This window comes from Cellulophaga sp. (assembly GCF_039943695.1).
Taxonomy (GTDB): domain Bacteria; phylum Bacteroidota; class Bacteroidia; order Flavobacteriales; family Flavobacteriaceae; genus Cellulophaga.
This window is the reverse complement of sequence record NZ_JBDVAA010000217.1, coordinates 59,073-79,642: the sequence shown is the minus strand read 5'-3', so window position 1 is coordinate 79,642 and position 20,570 is coordinate 59,073. Positions and strand designations below refer to the sequence as shown.

Sequence of the window (20,570 nt, the reverse complement as noted above, 5' to 3'; positions counted from 1 at the left end):
AGTTTCATATTTTTTTGTTTGATGATATTAGTGTTTTACCTACTCTTTATCTTCAGTAGTTTTTTCTTCATCATCGCCTTTTTTAATAGGCTCAGTTTTGTTCCAAATTTTAACAGCATCGTTTTCTGTAAGTCCAGATAGTATTTCTACGTTTACACCATCAGAAATACCAATTTCAACGTCTTTACGCTCAAACTGCTGATCTCCTTTTGCAACTTCTACATAAGGCTTATCCGTGTTTTTATCAAATTGCAACAATGCTTCTGGTAATACCATAACATCACTTTTCTTTTCTAATATAAAAGATGCATTTGCACTATAACCAGCACGTATCATTACTCCTTCATCAACCACAACATCACCTTCAATTTTAAATTGTACAGCACCTGTTTCTTCAACTCCCTTTGGTGCAATAAACCTTAATTTAGCATCAAATTCTTTATCATCTACAGCTCCTAAACTAACTTTTAAAGGCATACCAACTTTAAGTTTTCCTACTTCACCTTCATCTACTTTACCCTCAAAAATCATTTTTTTAAGGTCTGCAATAGATGCTATAGTTGTACCATCATTAAAGTTATTACTTTCAATTACTTGGTCTCCTTCCTCTACAGGAATTTCTAAAATTGTACCACTTACAGTTGCTCTAATGTTTGTATTTGCACTAGAAGAACCACCAGCAGAACCTTTTCTAATAATTTGATAATCTGCTTGTGCGTTAGATACATCTTGCTGAGCTTGGTCATACCTTAGCTTAATATTATCAAAATCTTGCTTAGAAATAACGTCTTTTTTAAACAAAGCCTTATTTCTGTCATACTCTAATTTTACATTATTTAATGCCAACTGTGCAGTTTTAACTCTACCACTAGCTTGGTTTAAAGACTGCTCATTAGGTACAACCTTAATAACTGCAATTAAATCTCCAGACTTAACCTCTACGCCTTCTTCTAAATATATTTTTTCAATAATTCCAGAAATTTGAGGCTTTATTTCTACTTCTTCCTCTGGTACTAATTTACCAGTAGCAACAGATTTTTTCTCTATACTAGAGATAAATGGTTTTTTAGTTTCATAAGAAATTGAAGACTTACTATTTGTCTTAATAAAGAAGGCTGCTGCCCACAATACAGCCAATACAGCTACCACTATTAGTGTATATTTTAGCACTTTATTCATTTTGATTGATTTAGTTATATTTAGTTTTAATTTTTATTCTTCTCTTAATGCATCAATTGGTTTAATGCTTACTGCTCTTTGCGCAGGTATTAGTCCTATTAGCGTTCCTAAAACCACCATAATACCTAATGCTCCTAACACATAGGAAATTGGCAAAGTAGGGTTTGTATATGGAAAATCTGTTCCTTGCGTAGCCGCATCTATACAAAACAATACAAATGCTCCTAAGACAATACCCATAATACCAGAAACAACTGTTAAAAAAACAGACTCTAGTAAAATTAGGTTACGTACCTCTCTAGGTGTTGCTCCTAAAGCACGCCTAACACCTAACTCTTTTGTACGTTCTTTTACAGATATTAGTAATATATTACCAATACTTATTACACCAGCTAATATGGTTGCTATACCTACTATTAAAGACAAAAATGTAAGTCCTTTTGCAAAGCCTGTAATTCTATTAAAAATTTCTCCTAAATTAAAAGCACCAATAGCTCTTTCATCATCAGGATTAACTCTGTGTATACTTTTTAATACCGCTTTTACATCTTTTTCAGCTTGTATAACATCTGCATCATCATAAGCTGCAATGGTTAGCCAATCTACATTTTCTCCTGTATTGTATAATTTTTTATAGGTAGAATAAGGTATATACATATCTGTATCTCCCTCAAAACCACCTCCAGGAACATATTTATGTACACCTACAATTTGAAAGTAAATATTATCTACCCTAACAAATTCACCAATTGGGTTTTCTCCTTCTTCAAAAAGTTCTTTTTCTGTACGCTCTCCAATAACAACAACTTTACGAGCTTGCTCTATATCTTCATCGTTTATAAAACGACCACCATCATATATTTTTTTAGTTGCTATTTTAGTATAAATAGGAAAATCCCCATAAACAGGTGCTGTACCAGATTTTTGACCTCTAACTACAGCGGCTTGGCTTCCTCCAAAAACTCCTTTTGCATTTCTTGGTGCTATGTATTGTATTTCTGGAATTCTGTTTTTTAATGTATTTACATCCTCTAATTTTAATTGCAAAGAACGTCCGGTTTTAAAACCTTCATAAGGCATACTTGTACTTTGTGCCCAAACAAACATACTGTTCATTGCTGTACTCTCAAAAGCACGTTCAAAACCATTATCTAAACCTTTTGCTGCACCAGCTAAGGCTATGTATATAAAAATTCCCCAAAGCACACCAACTACGGTAATTGCTGTTCTGGTTTTATTTTTTCCAATAGAACCAAAAATCTCTTGCCAAGTATTACTATCAAATATAAACTTCATACTATTCGTCTCTTAATGCTACAATTGGTTTAATCTTGGCCGCTTTTCTAGCTGGCACATATCCTGCAAGTGCACCACATATTATTAATAGAATGGTTGCAAAAATTGCAATTCCGGTGTCTATATATGGGTCGGTAATAAAATAATCTTCTAAAGTATCTCCCATTGCATTGAGGAGAACAGTACCTAAAATCATCCCTATAAAACCAGATATTGTGGTAATAAAAATAGACTCTAGCAAAATTGTGCTAATTACAGATTTAGGTGTAGCCCCTAGTGCTTTACGTATACCCAATTCTTTGGTACGCTCTTTAACTACAAAAACCATAATATTACTAATACCTATAATACCAGCTATAATGGTACCAAATGCTACAAAAGAAACTATAATTTGCAACACACTTGCTAGTTGCTGATTTTGTTTTAATTGGTCCGCAATGTTTCTAATAAATAGTCCGTTTTCATCATTAGGATTGATAAACTTTTTGCTTTTAAGATATTTTTCTAAACTATTTTCTAAAGACATAGCTCCAGAATAACCTATTTGAGGTTTAAAGCCCAATACTATTTGCCCTATTTTATCTGTATTCTTTTCTATAAGTTGTCTTGTAGTATACGGTATGTAAATTTTTCGTTCTTCATTATCTCCACCATCATCTTGAAAAACTCCTATAACTTTAAAAGAACTACCTGCAATATCAATATATTCACCAAGAGATTCTTCTCCTTTAAACAAATCCTTTTCTACCAACCTACCAATAACTGCATACTTGGTTTTGTCTTTTATATCTTGATTATTGATATAACGCCCCTTCATCATTATTGTCTTCTCGTTAAATTGATGAGAAGGAGCTACACCCATATTGGGATAGTTATTAGACTCGTTTTTGTATTTAACCAAACCGCTCCTTGTAATTCTAGGAGTAACATAGTCTACAAACATTGCAAAGTTTTTTTCAATGTCTTCAAGGTCACTATTATCAAACTCTATTTGCCTATCTGCTTTGTAACCAGAATATGGTACAGATGTTCTACCAGGAAAAATAAAGAATACATTGGTTGCGTCATCACCAAAAAATTTAGCAAACGTATTTGTAAGTCCGTTACCAAAGCCAAAAAGCACAACAAAAATAAAGATACCAATAGCTACCGTAAAACCCGACAAAAATGTTCTTAGCTTATTTTTTTGAATGGTTTCAAAAATTTCTTTCCAAGCGTCTCTACTAAACATATTGTGAAGCTCTTACTTGGTCTACCTTTTTATCTTCTACTATTACACCATCTTTTAAATGCACAATACGCTTACACATATCTGCAATATCTGGCTCGTGAGTTACAATTAAAATAGTATTACCTGCGTCATTAATCTTTTGCAAAAGATCCATAACCTCATAAGATGTTTTACTATCCAAGGCTCCTGTTGGCTCATCTGCCATTAATACTTTAGGTTCTGCTGCCAAAGCCCTAGCAATAGCCACACGCTGCTTTTGACCTCCAGAAAGCTCACTAGGTAAGTGACCAGACCATTGTTTTAGTCCAACTTGCTCTAAATATTTAAGTGCCTTTTCTTGACGCTCCTTTCTACCAACACCTTGGTAATAAAGAGGAAGTGCTACATTCTCTGCTGCACTTTTATAATTGATAAGATTAAAAGATTGAAATATAAACCCTAAGAATTTATTTCTGTACTTAGCCGCCTTTGTTTCATTAAGATTAACAATTGGCACACCATCTAAAGTGTAAGTACCCTCATCTAAAACATCTAGCATTCCTAAAATATTAAGGAGTGTAGATTTTCCAGATCCTGAAGAACCCATAATTGCAACAAGTTCTCCTTCTTCTACATTAAAATTGATACCTTTTAAAACGTGCAACGAATTGCTACCCATTTTATAAGACTTATGAAGGTCTTTAATTTCTATCATTGGTGTTAGTTTTTTTTGGCTTTGTACTTAGTACACCTGTAAGACTACCCAACTTATGTTTAGTTACAATTAAAATGTGAAAAAAATGTTAAAATTAAAATTAGCAGTTTTAAAAAAACCACTATCCCATAAAAACAGGGATTTTATTAATCTTAATATTTTTTAAAAGTAAACAAACAACAAGCAATTATAGTAATTTACTGTGTATAAGGATGCTAAGAAAACTAAAATTGTAGTGCATTACTACTAATAGAATGTTAAAACTAAGCTTTCATTTTTTTATAAACGAAGTAAAATAACACACCAACCAGTACATATGGCACTGCCATTAGATACTTAATACCATTATTTATACCCTTTGCAACTGTAACATTACCCTCACTTTCTAAAACTGCTCTACACATTGCACATTGTGCTTCTGTTGCTTGAGGTAGCAAAAAAAACAAAACAAAAACAAAGAATAATATTTTTTTCATAGCTGTATTCTTAAACATAGTAAGGAGATATCATAACATAAACTACAACACCAGTAACCGCAACATACAACCAAATAGGAAAAGTAATTTTTGCTAATTTTCTATGTGCGTCATATTGCTTTAAGTAAGCTTTAGCATAAGTTCTCATTACCAAAGGTATTATTATAATAGATAATATAATATGCGTAATTAAAATGAACAAGTAAATATATTTTACAACACCTTCACCTCCAAAAGGCGTAGATTCTGAAGTCATATGATACGCAATATACATTACCAAAAAAGCAAGAGAGAACACTATACAAGTGGTCATTAAATTTTGATGCAGCTTTTGCTTACCATTTTTAATAGCAATTACGGCTGCAATTAAAAACACAGCAGTAAGTCCGTTTATTGACGCATAAATAGGAGGTAAAAAAGATAAAGGTTCTACATCTGGTATTTTAACTTTAAATAAAAGAGCTACAACCACAGGCACTATAATAGATACAACTGTAATTATTTTATTAAACCTTTTCTCTTTTACACTAGCGTCTTCAACCTTACTCATCTAACAACTTTTTTATATCTTCTTTTAAAATACTTATCTGCTCTTTTTCTCCTTCATCATTAACACCTTCTGCTTCAGATATTGTTCCTCTGTAATAAATAAGTGGATTTCCAAACTCATCTACTCTAGAACGAATAAAACCCCTCTTATCCACTAAGGCAAACATACCAGAATGCTCAAAACCACCTGGTACGCTAGGGTTTTGTTGTGCAAAGATATTAAATCCTTTGTTTGCAAGCTCATAAATAAGATCCCTATCTCCCGTCATTAAATGCCAGTCTAAATTGGTAATTCCGTACTTTTCTGTGTATGTCTTTAAAGTAGTAGGAGTATCATTCTTAGGATCTATGGTAAAAGAAGCAATACCAAAGTTTTCTACATCTTTAAAGTCATTCTGAATTTTAACCAAGTTCTTTGTCATTATAGGACAAATTGTAGGACAGGAAGTAAAAAAGAATTCTACTATATAAACTTTACCTAAATAATCTCTATTAGAAACCACTAAGCTATCTTGATTAATAAAGGTAAAATCTGGAACTCTTTTTTTATTACCGTTAATTTCTATATATGCAAGATTACCTTTATTATCTTTCTTGTTCATACGATCGTTTTCTACAATAGTATCATCACTAATTCTACTTATAATTTTTGGTATAAAAATTATTCCAAAAACCAAGATTATAAAAGAAATCCAAATATAGTTGTAATTATTTTTTTTCATAAAAAGCTACTTTACGTTACTTACGTTCTGCGTTGTTCTTTTTTAAGGCCATACGGTATTCAGCTAAGATAATCTTAACATCATCCTCCATCTTATTATTTAACTCAGCCACAGAAATGGTGTTAAAACCGTATTTAGTACCCTCATCTTCATCATCTGTTCTACCACGTAGATTTAAATCTTTGTCTACTATAAAAACATAAGGAGAGCTTAAATCGTCCTCTAAAGTTATGTCTGTTCTTAATTCTTTATGAAAAGATTTAATTTGATCTGCATTACCATATACAAATTTCCAATTTTTGATATCAGCCAAAACAGAAAGTTCCTTTTTAAGTTTTTCTACTTCTTTTTCTTGCCCGTTTGCTACAAGCATAACAAACTGAAAATCTTTAAACTCAAAAAAGTGTTTGTATATTTTTTGATTTAAGTTAAATGCAGTTCCCTTTTTCTGCTCTACATTATCACCTAGAAAGCCTACTATAGAAATTTTATTTTTTAATTGTGTATCTGTAGAAAAACTAGATAACTCACCAACATTATTAGTTAGTATTGGTAGTCTACCAAAATTGTGTATGCCACTGGCAAAAAAAAGGTAAGCTACAATTGGTAGGATAAATAAAACTACCATTACAAAGGTTTTTTTCATAATGGTACAAAAATAAAAAAAGACGGTTTAAAAACCGCCTTTATATATTGTTAAATGATGCTAAATGTTAGAAGTTCCACTTTATAAAACCACTATGGTAAACATCATAGATATAACTACCCTCTGTTAATAGTATAAATACTAAGTAACTTATTAAAAATACTGGTGTCCATACTATAGATCTTCTAAACCCTTTTTTCTCGTCACGCAAGTGCATAAAGTCCCAAGCAATGTAATATGCTTTTACTATTGTTAATACTATAAATATTAAGTTTAGAGGCTTTAAGTAAATAAATGGAGACAATAAAAAGTTTAATGTAGAACCAAAAAAACCAGGCTCAAAGGCAGAAATTAATGGTTTCATTAAAATTGCTGGCTTATAAATACCTAAAATAACTTCTACTAAAGTTACAATAGATAAAAATATTAAAACACCCCAAATCTTCTGGATATTATCTTTAAACTTTAATTTTCCTCTAAAAATCGCTAATTTATGTTCGTGTGCCATTTTATGCTATATTATTATACGTAATGTAATTCTTTTTTAATCTGCTATTATACTAGGTAGAAGAAGGTAAATACAAATACCCAAACTAAATCTACAAAGTGCCAATAAAGACCAACTTTTTCTACCATTTCATAATGTCCTCTACGCTCATAAGTACCTATGATTACGTTAAAGAATATAATGATATTAATTAATACTCCTGAGAATACGTGAAAACCGTGAAAACCTGTAATAAAGAAGAAGAAATCTGCAAACAATCTGCTCCCGTATTCATTATGAATAAGGTTTGCACCTTCTACAACATATTTAGAACCTGCTAGCCTTTTTAAAGACTCTTCTCTTGATAAAAGAATTTTGTGTCCGTTTTCATCAATGTTTTCAACTCTAACTAAAATATTAGGATCTGCTTTAAAACCTGTTACCACTTCATTAACAGAATATGTTGGCAAAGCACTTTCTCCAAAAAACCAAACACCCTTGTTGTTTGTATGGTCTACTCTATCCTCGTGTAAAGGAGTTGCAAAATCTCTAATTGCTGCTCTCTTACCTGTATCTGCATTAACAAATTGTAATATTCTACCACCTTTTGTCTCAATAGCTCCAAAATCACCTTTAATAAAAGTAGCCCATTCCCAAGCCTGTGAACTTAAGAAGATAATACCACCAATAACAGTAAAAAACATATACCAAGTAACTCTTGTTTTCTGTAGTTTATGACCTGCGTCTACAGCCAATACCATAGTTACAGAAGACATAATTAAGATAAATGTCATTATAGCAACATATATCATAGGAAAATTACCGTGTACCAAAGGAACATGGGTAAATACTTCATCTGCAATAGGCCAGCTATCTGCAAATTTAAATCTAGAAAATCCGTAAGCTGCTATAAAGCCAGAAAAAGTTAATGCATCAGAAACGATGAAAAACCACATCATCATTTTACCATAGCTAGCGCCTAAAGGTTTGTTTTTACTTCCTCCGCTCCAAACACTTTCCGCTGTACCTGTTGTTACCGTAGTATCCATATACAATTTAAAATTTATAAACTAAGAACGTTTAACTACGCTCTATTATTTTTAAAAAACACTTAAATAAACCCAAAGTCTAGTTAAGTTCCGCAAATTTACGTTTTTTTCGGCTATACAAAAACCAAAATTTAACTGAAATTAACTTTATTTCTATTTATTATCGATATAAATAAAAGAATAAGATCAAATAAACCCATAACAAATCTAAGAAATGCCAAAAGGTTGCTCCTATTTCTAAACCATTAACCTCTGTTGATGAGTACTTATTTTTTAGTTGATTTACAATAATAACTATTAAAGAAACAAGCCCCGCTACAACGTGCGCCACGTGCACAACAGCAATTAAAAAGATATAAGACATTGTAATACTACTTGTTGGTCCAGTAAAATAAAACCCATTACCTATTAACTGAGAAAAACCAACAAATTGTAATACTATAAAAATTATACCCAAAGCCAGCGTAACCAACAAATATGTGGTTGCTTGTGATTTTTTATCCTTTTTGGTTGCTTGTACCGCTAAAAAGTAAGTAATACTACTTACCACTATAATTAAAGTACTCCAGAAGAAAGCAGATGGCAAATCAAAATCTTTTAACCAATCTTCTCTAGAGCTACTAACTATATATGCACTAGTCCAACCTGCAAATGCCATAATTAAACTAACAATACCAAACCAAAGCATCATTTTTTTAGCATTGTCTGACTTCTCTTTTTCTGATTTTTGAGTTAAATCCATTTAGTAAACACTTATTAATTTAAAAGTAAAATTAATTACCTATCTATATTTTATTACACAAACTTATCTACAACATATACCACTTGCATAAGCGTAATGTAAGTAACGCTTGCTAACATTAATTTTCTGGCAGAAGCATTATCTCTATTATCAAACAAGCGAAAAGCAAAAAACAACATTACTCCGCCCATAATAAACACAATTACAGCAGCCACTACAGACAACTGCAATGCTCCTGTAAAACCAAAAGCAGGCACTACAGATATTATCATCATCCAAATAGTATACATAATTATCTGAATAATTGTTCCTTTATCTTTTTTACCTGTTGGCAACATTTTAAATCCGCCTTTCTTATAATCTTCATCTAGCATCCAACCAAGAGCCCAAAAGTGAGGAAACTGCCAAAAAAACTGAATCATAAACAATGTTCCTGGCTCTATGCCAAACTCATTTGTTGCTGCAACCCAACCTAACATAAATGGTATTGCACCTGGGAAAGCACCAACAAAAACAGCTAAAGGTGTTTTAGTCTTTAAAGGTGTGTAAACACAGGTGTATAAGAATATAGATATTGCTCCAAACATTGCTGTCTTTGGATTTACTAAATACAAAGCAACAATACCTGCAATTGTCATTGCTACAGCTACAATAGATGCAGTAGTAACCGTCATTCTACCGGCAGGAATAGGTCTGTTTCTAGTCCTATTCATTAACGCATCTAAATCTTTTTCAATAATTTGATTAAATGCATTTGATGCACCTACCATACAGTATCCGCCAAAAGCCAATAATAGTAAAACAGTAAAGTCTATTTTATCTGCGCCTAAGAAATAACCAGCTATTGAAGAAAAAACTACACTTACAGCTAGCCTTGCCTTTGTTATTTCTTTAAAATCTGCAAATGCCGAAACATCTGTAGCTTCATTTGCTGTACCAACCGCAGTTTTCATCCTTAATTTTTATGGATTGCAAAGATATAACCTAATTGATTTCTTTACAACCAATTATGAAGGTTTATATTTTGGTTGATAATTAAACAAACTACACAAAAAAACCGCTTGTTAAAACAAGCGGTTTCTATAGTTATTATACAAACTTATTGCAATTTAAAATTAATTGGTATTGAGTAAGGAACAACAACATTGCTTTTACCTTGCCTACCCGGAGTCATCTTTGGCAACTTAGCAATAATGCGTTGCGCCTCTTTTTCTAAAATTTTAGAAGGACCTCTCATTTGCAAGTCCTTTACAACACCATCTGTACCAATTTTAAACATTACACTAACTTTGCCCTGCTCTCTCATTTCTATAGCTGCATCAGGGTACCTAAAATAACGTTTTACGTGTTTTTGCATTTTTTTATTAAAACAGTCTTTTCGTTTATTTTTTGCAACTTTTTCACAACCTGGAAAAATTGGAACCTCTTCTACTACATCTAATGGTATTATTGGTTCTTCAATAATTTTGCTTTCTATAATACTACTTACAGCCACAGGTTCTTCTGGATCAGCTTCCGTATCATCAATAAAATCTGTAACATCTTCAACTGTATCGTCATCTGCTATTTTAATTTTATCTGGGTTTGTAACAGCTTTTGCTAACACCTTTTCTTTTGGCTTATCTTCTTCAACTTTAAAGTTATCTAAATCTGGATGATATTCTACCATCTCTGCCTCTAGCTCTGTTGGTCTTACCTCTTTATTTTCAACAAAAGCATAAGAAGACTCTAAAGCTAAATAAACCAGACCCATTGCCACAACAAGACCAATTTGAAAGTTTAAGAAACTGTTTTTTCGTAGATTTGCATCGTGCTTACTCTTTTTTGGAGTTGCATTGGTAGACGCTCTGTGACTTCCATTGCCGTGGAAATCAACAGAATTTTCTGTGTTTGTTTTCATAATACTATTTTTTATTTGTTACAATTATGTTAAAACACAAATAGTATACCAAAAAACCCCAAGCAACTGCTTGGGGTTTAATTTTTTATAAAAAAATTGACATAAAAAAAATCCGAACCAAATTGGTCCGGATTCTTATATAACTTAAAAGTAATTACTGCTTATTGTAATCTAAATGTAATAGGTAAGCTAAATGGAACACGTACAGCTCTACCTCTTTGTTTACCAGGTGTCATCTTAGGAAGTTTACCAATAATTCTGGCTGCTTCTTTTTCTAAGTTTTTGTCTGGACCACGCATTTGAACTTGACCAATAGAACCGTCTTTTTGAATAACAAAACGTACACTTACTCTACCTTGAATACCCATTTCTTGAGCAATTTCTGGATACTGGAAGTGCTTTCTAATGTGCTTGTTCATTTTTTCATTAAAACAATCTCTTAAAGCTTTTGCTCCTTTTTTCTTTACTTTTTCACATCCTGGGAAAATTGGCACATCTTCAATTACAGAAAAAGGTACATCTACATCTACTTCTACTTCTTCTTCTACAACATCTTCAACATCCATTACCTCTTCTTCCTCATCAGACTCAGTATCTTGTATAACAGATTCCTCTATCTCTACGTCATCTTCAACAACGGCAATCTCTTCTGGTGCTGCTGGTGGTGGCGGTGGAGGTGGTGGAGTTTTAATTTGTTCTGTCATTGGAACTTCTTCATCTAACATATCATCCACATTCTGTGTAATGTCATATGAGTTATCTTCATCGTATTTTTTGTACTCTAATGCTTGCCATACAAGAAACATAACAAGAGCTAGTCCTATTGCAAAATAAAGACCGCTGTTTTTTGTTAAGTCAGCTTGTGGATTTTTCTTTGGTTCCATAGGTTTTAATTTAGTGTTCGCTAATTTAAATAAATATTATCTAAATAAACAATTAATTTTTTCATTTTAATATTCTTTCCCGTAAAAAAAGTCGGTTTGCAACAATTAAGCCTATAAAAACACCTATTGTGTTTGCTACAAAATCTAAAAACTCTGCACTTCTTGTAACGGTAACTGTGTTTTGTAATACTTCAATAATTATGCCATAAGCAATTAAAGAAAATACTAAATACCATACAATTAGACTTTTAACTTTTTTCACCTTAAAAAACTCTTTTAAAGAGAGCACCCCTAAAATAGTTGCAACACTATAAAATGTAAAATGAACTAACTTATCTATGTTAGGTATTTTTACAGAAGGAAGATCTGTATTACTAAAAGAAAATAAGCTGAGTAATGTGATTAACACTACCCAGCTTACAAATAATATGGTATAAATTGGCTTTTTAACCACCAATTAAGTCTTTATAATCAGCATCACTCATCAATTCTTCTGCCTGAGATGCATCACTTATCTTAATTTTTATCATCCAACCATCTCCATAAGGGTCTGTATTTACCTTTTCAGGCTCATCTTCTAAAGACTCATTAAATTCTATTATTTCACCTGTTAATGGTAAAAATAAATCTGAAACAGTTTTTACAGCCTCTACAGTACCAAAAACCTCATCCTTATCTAAGATCTCATCTAATGTCTCAACTTCAACATAAACTATGTCTCCTAACTCTCCTTGAGCAAAATCTGTAATTCCAACAGTGGCTACATCGCCATCTATTTTAACCCACTCGTGATCCTTAGTATACTTTAATTCTGATGGTATGTTCATTTTAGTATTATTTTAATTAATGCAGCAAATGTAACAGATAAAAAATGATTTGAAAATTATTTAATTTGAAAAATTACAAGAAAATTTTCTTTTTAAATAAGGATTTAACAATTACACATAAAACACTTACAAATTAAGACTTGTATTTAGTTTCCAAAGTTGTACTTAAATGTAAAACCTGTATTTATAGTTGTTTGCGGGAAAGCTGTAGAAACCGCAAATTTAGAGAACGAATGATCATAAAAGAAAGCTACCTCTAAAGATTTACTTAACGCATAATCTGCTCCAAACTTTAATGAAAATACATTTTGACCAGATGTTATTTGATTATTATTTAACTCTAGGTTTCTAATGATAGTAATATTGTCTTTTAAAGTAGCATCTAATTTTAAATTTAAATCTCCTTTAAAACGCATTTTATCTCCTCCTATATTAGTAACAAAATTTACATCTTTAAATCTATATCCTAAACCAACTGTATAATCCTTACTATCTAACTCGGTTAACAAGTTATTATCAAAACTCATTGTTAAAGCCCTCATTGTTTGTAATTCTGCCACAATACTCATAGAGTTTTTCATTTCAAAATCTAAACGTACTAGTGGATTAAATTGATCTGTTAACACCACATTTGCCATAATATTCTCTGGTAAGAAATCTTGAGTTTCAGGATCTATAGTTGTATTTTCTCTTTCTAAATTGGTTTGAAAAGAGTTGATATTGTATGATGCTCTATAACCGTGACTAATTGAAAAACGCTTAAATTTTTCTTTAAACCAATTAATACGCATTAAACCTGTATACTTTAACCTCCAGTTAGGAATAGGAAAGTTTCTAAATGCACCTAATTTTACTTTTGATGCATCTTGCCCTGTATAAGCTGCAATAAATGCTGGCAGTAAAACATTTTGACTTGTTTTTCCGTAACGCTCTGGATACCCTTCTGCATCTCTTGCTCCGGTATTGTTTGCTAATCGGTTTGCTATAATTAATCTATTCTCTTTAAACTGATCAAAAGTAGAAGACTCAAACTCATCACTTTTAGTAAATGCTGTTTTTATCATCATTGTAGAGATACCAAAATTACCGTAGTTGTTACCCAAAAGGTTTTGGTACTCGTACTCTCCGTTTTCAAATGCAACTGAAAAATTTTCTTGGTAGCGTTCAGATAAATTTCGGTTAGCAGTAATATCTATGGTTAAATCTCTAATTGGCTCTGCTACGGCAGTTATATCTAACTGTCTGTTTGTTTCTTGCACAAACTGTTCATTAAAATCTGAAAACGTAGTTAACCACCCTCTCTTAGCTGCATCATAACGTATGTCTTCTTGACTACCAAAAACAAATCCTAAACTAGGCTTTGTTGTTCCTACAAAACCAATTGAGTTTGTATAACCAGGAAGTTGCTTACCTCTTGTTTCTGTGTAATTAAAATTTACACGTTTAACCATTGTAACTAGGTCGGTAGCAATTTTACCAAACCCTCCGTTTTTAGCTTTTGGAGTATTCCCCGCTTTATCTTCTCTGTTGGTTGTAAGTTTTGCTTTTCCTTTAGATTTTTTAAGACCTATTTTATCATACAATTTCTGCATTGTTAAATTGGTTGCAATTGTATGTGTACTTGCATTTTGTATTCTATTAATATCCTCGCCCGCAACTTCTTTTAATGCATCACCTCCACGTTGCCAGTCAAAATTACTGGTATAAACGTATTGTGCACTTATAAAATCTAATGCTGGTATTTTATCAAAAGGAATATCATAGTTTAACTCAAATTGTTGCGCGTGCCTGTTTGGCTCACCAATATCAAAGAAACCATCCCAAATATTTAGCTCATCGTTAATTGCTAAGTCTGCACTACTTTCATCTTTATAATAATTACGAATAATATTATTATTAGAAGCTGATATATTAAAACGCAACGACTTGGTTAAACTGTAATTAATATTATATTGCCAGTTAAACATATAATTACGCTGCTGCAATTCTGGCAACGCCAATGCATCTACACCTGGCTCTACAACATCTCTAAAACGTTGTTGATTAAACTGACGGTTAATATTTGAATTTACCGCAATACTAGTAGGCAACAAGTTTAAATTAATATCTTTTAACCACTTTAAATATTTACCTGTAAATAAAGAATCTTTTTTAGCAAAAGGTGCAATTTCTACTGGCTCAAAATTGTGTGCATATGTTAAGCCTGCCACCACATTTTGATCTTTTAATTTAGCAACTTCAAAATCTCTGTGATTTGTTTCGTTATAAGAATAGTTAAACGTAAAGTTTTCTACGTCGTAAAAATTAGCATCTGCTTCTTCACTTCTATTTTTACGAACTCCAATAAAGTTTATACTTGTTCTTTTTGTGTAATCTTGTGCTTGTTCCTCTATAGCATCTGCATCTTCTTTAGATTGTGCAGCCGCAATTCTATCTTCTAATTTTAAATCGTCATAAACAGGATCAAACTCTGGTGTAATTAACTGCTCAGAAATTCCGTAATTAAATGGTAATTGTATTCCTAACTTTTTAGGCAATAACTGACCTAAATTAATATTAGTAACAGCATCGTAAGACATAGCATCTTCTCTTGCACGCTCATTAGGCATTTGATCTATACCTCCAAAACCAGAAGTACTTTTACTACCTGTTACAGATACATCTGCAAAATCTGCAAAATTTAAATCTACAGCTCCAATTGCTGCCCATCCTCCTTTGCTATCTAAACCTGCTAAACGAAGCTCATTAAACCAAACTTCTCCACGTGCAGGGGCATCATCTGTATTTTTAACACCCACCATCATACTACGTATACTTCCTAATGACGGGTTTCCTCTTAAACCAATACGCATTACACCAGGTTGGCGAGCATCAAACTCATTTACAGGAACAACTTCACCATCTATAATTTCGTAATAATTAATTTGATTTAGTGTTTGTCCGGCTATACCATAAGATTTTATTTTGTTTAAGTCAGCCAACTCTATTAATATCTCATTATCATCTGGCCAAATCTTTTCTCTATCACTCTCTCCGTGTGCAGTAAATTCTAATGGAACTTCTATTTGATAAAAATTCTGACTAAAATCTGTTCCTATTCTTAAAAAACCTACTAATGGTCTTTCTCCATCAGGAAAATCTGTTTCTAAAATTTCTTCTGCGTGAATAAACATTTTAAGACGCTCATACTGTCTAATATCTACATCTACATTTTTAAATACACCCCTAGAATCTTGAGGCTCTAAATTTTCAATTTTAAAAGAAAGCGATTGTTCGTTTTGCTGTACAATTGTATTGTTATTATTTAACTGTTCTCTACGTAAACCAGGAGGCAGGTCATAAATAATTGGAGAACGTGTGTTGTTTTCTTCTATATTTACTGTTGCAACGTCTACAAAAGTACCATCATCATCAGGGTTATTATCTACGTCTGGCTCTAAAGATTTTGTATATGTACGCCAATCTCCTCGTACCAAATCTAATGTTGCAAAACGCATTACTACATTATCAGAAAAGCCAGTTAAATACATACGCATAAAACTAATAGATCTAAAATCTGTAATACCTCCAATAGCATCAGAAAAATCACTTAACGGAATTTTATACTGTATCCATCTTCTATTTAAAACATTACCATTTGGCAACGTTGGTGTTTGCCCTTCTTTTATATCTGTAACGTACTTGTCATTTATAGAGGTATTAGGCTTAATAGGAATTCTGTACTCATAATAACTGTTTACAGTATTCATTGTTAAATCTCTATCTATATCTTCTACATCTGGTAACGTTGTAGACCCACGGTTAGTATTTGTAACCTGTATAGGAGAATTTCCTTGTGGATTATTATAATTAATATAGCGTTCTAAAATACTACCGTCCTTATTTAAATAATATTCATAGTTATCTAAAGCAGGGTCATTAGCCGGGTTGTTTGTAAATATAGATGACTCATCTGCATCACTTAAACCATCATACCCTAAATCTTGTAATGTTCTATTATTTTCTTCTGCATCAAAAGCATACACTAAAGATTGTGTTGCTGGTACTTTCCCCCAAGATGTTTCAGATACCAAGTCATTACTACTAACACCTGGCAATCCGTTTTCATATTGTTTTTTTCCATCTTTTAAAATATCTTCTGAGATATTACCAATATTAAAAACCAATTCTCCCTGACTAGTTGTTTCTCCATCCACGTAAGGATCTAAAACCCAAAACTGAACAAACTCAACATTTGCTTGCTCAAAATTTGTACTACTCATTGGGCGCATAATACCTGCCCATTTTTCTTCTGGCGCTTCTGTACTAAAATCCGCATTGTTATTATAAGGTCCTTTTTGATTTGGATAGTATGCCAAATCTAAAGTCCCCTGAGTTGTTGTTTGTCCTTGTGCAATCTCTACCTTAGGAAAAACCTCATCTATAAAAACTCTTCTAGTTGCGTTTAAAGAAATATCATTATCATTAATACCAGAAGGTCTTTGGTTAGAATAAAAAAGACGATCTATAGAATACCAAGCCATTTTAGCTCTACCAAAACCATTTCTTAAGTTTTCTGTATCATTTGGAGCACTACCATATAATTGTCCGCTTGGATCTGCAAACTCTAATGGCGTACTTGCTAAATACCACCCCAAAGAAGATCGGATATCTATTAAAGATTGTGCTCCTTCAAAATCATCTATATAGGTAGTTGTTTCTCCTTCAAAATTTGCGTTTTTAGGAGAATTAGGCTTTAAAAAAGCAACCTCACCACGTACCGATAAGTTAGACGGCACATCTGTATCTATATTTGGCAACTTATTTACCAACCTAGTTAAAAACGGAATTTCTGTAGAGAAATTACCATTTAAACCAAACATTGTATTATTTACAGGTTCTACACCGTAAGATGATTTTTGAGTAAGGGGACGCTCATTTAAATTTAAAAATGTAGCTCCAAGAACAAATTTATCATTAAACTGATGCTCTACATTTACCCCTGTAAATCGTCTTGTTTGCTGACCAAATACAGCATTATTTTCTACAGATATATTTATTGGCGTATTACTAGCCTCTAAACTTGGATCTAAAATTTGTACTGTTCCGGCAGAGTAATTTACAGTGTAATCTATACCTTCTTGCAATTGCCTACCTCCCGCAGTAACACGCACAGAACCTCTTGGCACATTAAATGCTCCAATAGGAATACCATTTATACCAGCTGACTTATATTTACCTTTTATTAAAAATTTGTTTTTATCTGCATCTTCTAGAGCAGCAGACTTTGTACGTGAATACATATTTCTAAACACATACTTTTTTTGGTTATCATTATAACCTTGATCATTTTCTACATCATAAACACCACCACCCAATTCATTAAAAATATATTCTCCAAAAGGTTCCACTTTTGTAAACATTATATTTCCGTTCTGAGAGTCTATTGTTAAACCTTCTACATAATCAAAAAATCCATCTCCACCAGATTGCACATCATTGTAAGCATTTAACCTATCTAAGTTAAAAACATCTAATAAAATACGCTCTTGTAGCGGTTTTGGAGTTGTTGGCCAACCAGAACCTGCACCTTCTGCAACTGGAGTAATATAGTTTCTTGGAGTTGGGTCTGTATATAAAATATTTAATTTAAAATCTTCTTGACTTAACTGATATGCGCCTGTGTTATAAATGTTTTTCATCATTAAATCCCAGATAGGATCTTGCACGGCAGTAATATTACTTTTAAGTAATTTTAAAATTAACGTATTATTTTCTACTATTGGTGTAGCACCTGCAGAAACAGATGTTGCCTCTAAGCCTCCATTTGCAAATTCACCAACTTGATAAACCTTTCCTTGGTAGGTATATTGAAAAGCCACCCCTAAAACCTCATCATTACTTAAGCGCTGACTTAATGAAATATAACCTAATTGAGAGTTAAATGTATACTCACCCTTACCAATATCTAATTTTCTTGCGTTTTCTAAAATTGTGTAATCAAAACCCTGATTAACTGTATATCCAGGTACATTAAAACCAGCTTGCACAGTTGCTATGTCTCTAATTTGATTAGTAAGAGCACCACCATTACCTATTAAAGCAGGATCATAGTCATTGGCATTGTTAAAAGGCAAATTATCTGCAGTACTAGCATTAAAAAAACCTGCTGGCGCACCACCACTTTTACCAATTCTTGTTTGGCCAGAATTAGATTCACCTAAATCTTGTACTGCAACTACATTTCTAACATTTAATGTCTCTTGCCTTCTGTTGGTTACCCAAACCTCTAACCTTGTAATTTGTACTTGACTACGTATGTATGGATAGTTTTCTAAAGCAGCATCATAATTATCTCTAAAATATTGCGCTAAAAAAAAGTGTTTATCTTCATCATAATCTAAGGCTGAAAAAGAAAATTCTTCTACTGTACCTCCACCTTGCGCAACAACAGTATTGTTTTGAGATCTTTGTTCTGATAAAACTGCCGTTACCAACGTTTTACCAAATTGAAGCTGTGTTTTAACACCAAATAAACTTTGTGCTCCTGTAATTAAAGAGCTGTTTAACGGCATACTAATATTACCAACTTCTATTTTTTGTATAATATCATCCTCTGTAGGCGTATAGTCTAGTTTTACTAAATTCTGAAAATCAAAAGTTGCCTCTGTATTATAATCTGCACTAACTTGCAATCTTTCTCCAATTTTACCCAGCATACTAAGTTGTATCTGCTGGTCAAAATCAAAAGACGTATTAGTACGCTGTCTTGGAGATAAAGACGGGTTATCATTTTTTTGCCAAATAACACCCAAATCCATAGCAACAGAACCTGTTGGAATAACCTCTATGGTATTACCACCAAATATTGATTGAAAAAAATTGTTATTTACATAAAAATTAGGCAATAAGTTTTTTCTAGCCTCTTCACTACCCGCTTTTTTACCAGAAAAAGCATCTGCTTTTTCTTTAAAATAGTTTTTCATTCCCTCTTTACGAGCCAACTCAAAATATTCATCTGGGGTTAAGTAAATAGGATAACTTATATTAAACTCTCCTACTTTTTCTGAGTAGACATACTTATCTAAGTCTGGATCGTATGTATATTTAGAAACAATACTATTAGGGTTTGGCAACGCTATTTTACCAAGCGCCACACCTGTTTTTACTGAATCTTGTTCCTGTTCTTGTTCACCATCTTGCGCAAACGCAAAAGTTGTTGCACCTAAAAAAAGCACACATATAAATACAAACCTATATAATGGTGAAAGATTTTGTTTTGCCCCTGTTCTCAAACTTATTACAAATTTTTCAGCGCCAACTTAATAATGTTTTCAACGCTTAATGTTGGGTCCTGACTAACAACTTTGTCAACGGTTTTCTCTGCTTGTTTGCGAACAAAACCAAGAACCTCTAAAGCAGATAACGCTTCTTCTTTATTTGTATTGTTTGAAGAAGTAGAAACTTCATCAATATCGTATATTTTTAATACTTTATCTTTTAAATCTAAAATAACACGTTGTGCAGTTTTTGCTCCAATACCTTTTACAGACTGTATTGTTGCTACGTCTCCACCAGCAATTGCATCTCTCACCTGAGCCGGTGATAACGATGACAACATTGTTCGTGCAATACTAGGTCCAATTCCTGAAACAGAAATTAATAATCTAAAAATTTCTCGCTCAGATTTTTCTGCAAAACCAAACAGTGTATGCGAATCTTCTTTAACTTGTAAATGCGTATACAACTGTATATTTTCTGCATCTGTCACCTTAGACAAAGTATGCAGTGATATGTTTACAAAGTAACCTACACCATTACACTCAATTACTAAAAATGTTGGATTTTTCTCTACTAATTTCCCTCTTAAATGTGTAATCATATGAATGGTATAGGTTGGTTTGTATTA

The 20,570-nt window shown here is 32.4% G+C and carries 18 protein-coding genes; all 18 read right to left on the bottom strand.

Annotation, left to right across the window (positions count from 1 at the left end):
• Positions 1-39: 39 nt before the first annotated feature.
• Positions 40-1,179 carry an efflux RND transporter periplasmic adaptor subunit gene (locus tag ABJD66_RS16315; RefSeq protein WP_348133598.1) on the bottom strand — a complete coding sequence of 380 codons (1,140 nt, stop codon included), beginning with the start codon at positions 1,177-1,179 and terminating at the stop codon, positions 40-42.
• 33 nt (positions 1,180-1,212) lie between these two features.
• The gene (locus ABJD66_RS16310; RefSeq protein ID WP_100893868.1) at positions 1,213-2,475 is read right to left on the bottom strand and encodes an ABC transporter permease; all 1,263 of its coding nucleotides are present in this window, start codon (positions 2,473-2,475) and stop codon (positions 1,213-1,215) included.
• Between the two features lies 1 nt (position 2,476).
• Positions 2,477-3,706, bottom strand: a complete 1,230-nt coding sequence (locus ABJD66_RS16305) for an ABC transporter permease (RefSeq protein ID WP_100893869.1) — start codon at positions 3,704-3,706, stop codon at positions 2,477-2,479.
• The gene (locus ABJD66_RS16300) at positions 3,699-4,400 is read right to left on the bottom strand and encodes an ABC transporter ATP-binding protein (RefSeq protein WP_100893870.1); all 702 of its coding nucleotides are present in this window, start codon (positions 4,398-4,400) and stop codon (positions 3,699-3,701) included. The genes ABJD66_RS16305 and ABJD66_RS16300 overlap by 8 nt, the downstream gene beginning before the upstream one ends.
• A 263-nt stretch (positions 4,401-4,663) precedes the next feature.
• A complete protein-coding gene (locus tag ABJD66_RS16295; protein ID WP_100896778.1) occupies positions 4,664-4,876 on the bottom strand; it encodes a hypothetical protein in 213 nt (70 codons plus the stop codon).
• 10 nt (positions 4,877-4,886) lie between these two features.
• The gene (locus ABJD66_RS16290; RefSeq protein WP_100893871.1) at positions 4,887-5,426 is read right to left on the bottom strand and encodes a DUF420 domain-containing protein; all 540 of its coding nucleotides are present in this window, start codon (positions 5,424-5,426) and stop codon (positions 4,887-4,889) included.
• Positions 5,419-6,147 carry an SCO family protein gene (locus ABJD66_RS16285; RefSeq protein WP_100893872.1) on the bottom strand — a complete coding sequence of 243 codons (729 nt, stop codon included), beginning with the start codon at positions 6,145-6,147 and terminating at the stop codon, positions 5,419-5,421. Before ABJD66_RS16285 ends, ABJD66_RS16290 begins: the two co-directional genes overlap by 8 nt.
• A 16-nt stretch (positions 6,148-6,163) precedes the next feature.
• Positions 6,164-6,793, bottom strand: coding sequence for a hypothetical protein (locus ABJD66_RS16280; RefSeq protein ID WP_100893873.1), 630 nt, complete (start codon positions 6,791-6,793; stop codon positions 6,164-6,166).
• 67 nt (positions 6,794-6,860) lie between these two features.
• Entirely contained in the window at positions 6,861-7,301 is a 441-nt protein-coding gene (locus ABJD66_RS16275; RefSeq protein ID WP_100893874.1) for a cytochrome C oxidase subunit IV family protein, read from the bottom strand.
• 47 nt (positions 7,302-7,348) lie between these two features.
• Positions 7,349-8,329, bottom strand: coding sequence for a cytochrome c oxidase subunit 3 (locus ABJD66_RS16270; RefSeq protein ID WP_100893875.1), 981 nt, complete (start codon positions 8,327-8,329; stop codon positions 7,349-7,351).
• Positions 8,330-8,489: 160 nt separating this feature from the next.
• Positions 8,490-9,071: a cytochrome c oxidase subunit 3 gene (locus tag ABJD66_RS16265; RefSeq protein ID WP_348133591.1), complete on the bottom strand. Its 582-nt coding sequence runs from the start codon at positions 9,069-9,071 to the stop codon at positions 8,490-8,492.
• 53 nt (positions 9,072-9,124) lie between these two features.
• On the bottom strand, positions 9,125-10,024 hold the full coding sequence (gene cyoE / locus ABJD66_RS16260; RefSeq protein ID WP_100893877.1) for a heme o synthase: 900 nt from the start codon (positions 10,022-10,024) through the stop codon (positions 9,125-9,127).
• Between the two features lie 146 nt (positions 10,025-10,170).
• A complete protein-coding gene (locus ABJD66_RS16255) occupies positions 10,171-10,971 on the bottom strand; it encodes an energy transducer TonB (protein WP_348133587.1) in 801 nt (266 codons plus the stop codon).
• A 161-nt stretch (positions 10,972-11,132) separates the two neighbouring features.
• Positions 11,133-11,855: an energy transducer TonB gene (locus ABJD66_RS16250; RefSeq protein WP_100893879.1), complete on the bottom strand. Its 723-nt coding sequence runs from the start codon at positions 11,853-11,855 to the stop codon at positions 11,133-11,135.
• A 61-nt stretch (positions 11,856-11,916) separates the two neighbouring features.
• Entirely contained in the window at positions 11,917-12,309 is a 393-nt protein-coding gene (locus tag ABJD66_RS16245; RefSeq protein ID WP_348133583.1) for a VanZ family protein, read from the bottom strand.
• Positions 12,302-12,682 carry a glycine cleavage system protein GcvH gene (gcvH, locus tag ABJD66_RS16240; protein WP_348133580.1) on the bottom strand — a complete coding sequence of 127 codons (381 nt, stop codon included), beginning with the start codon at positions 12,680-12,682 and terminating at the stop codon, positions 12,302-12,304. The genes ABJD66_RS16245 and gcvH overlap by 8 nt, the downstream gene beginning before the upstream one ends.
• 146 nt (positions 12,683-12,828) lie before the next feature.
• The gene (gene sprA, locus ABJD66_RS16235; RefSeq protein ID WP_348133577.1) at positions 12,829-19,956 is read right to left on the bottom strand and encodes a cell surface protein SprA; all 7,128 of its coding nucleotides are present in this window, start codon (positions 19,954-19,956) and stop codon (positions 12,829-12,831) included.
• 5 nt (positions 19,957-19,961) lie between these two features.
• Positions 19,962-20,543: a Holliday junction branch migration protein RuvA gene (gene ruvA, locus ABJD66_RS16230; RefSeq protein WP_100893883.1), complete on the bottom strand. Its 582-nt coding sequence runs from the start codon at positions 20,541-20,543 to the stop codon at positions 19,962-19,964.
• Positions 20,544-20,570: the final 27 nt, after the last annotated feature.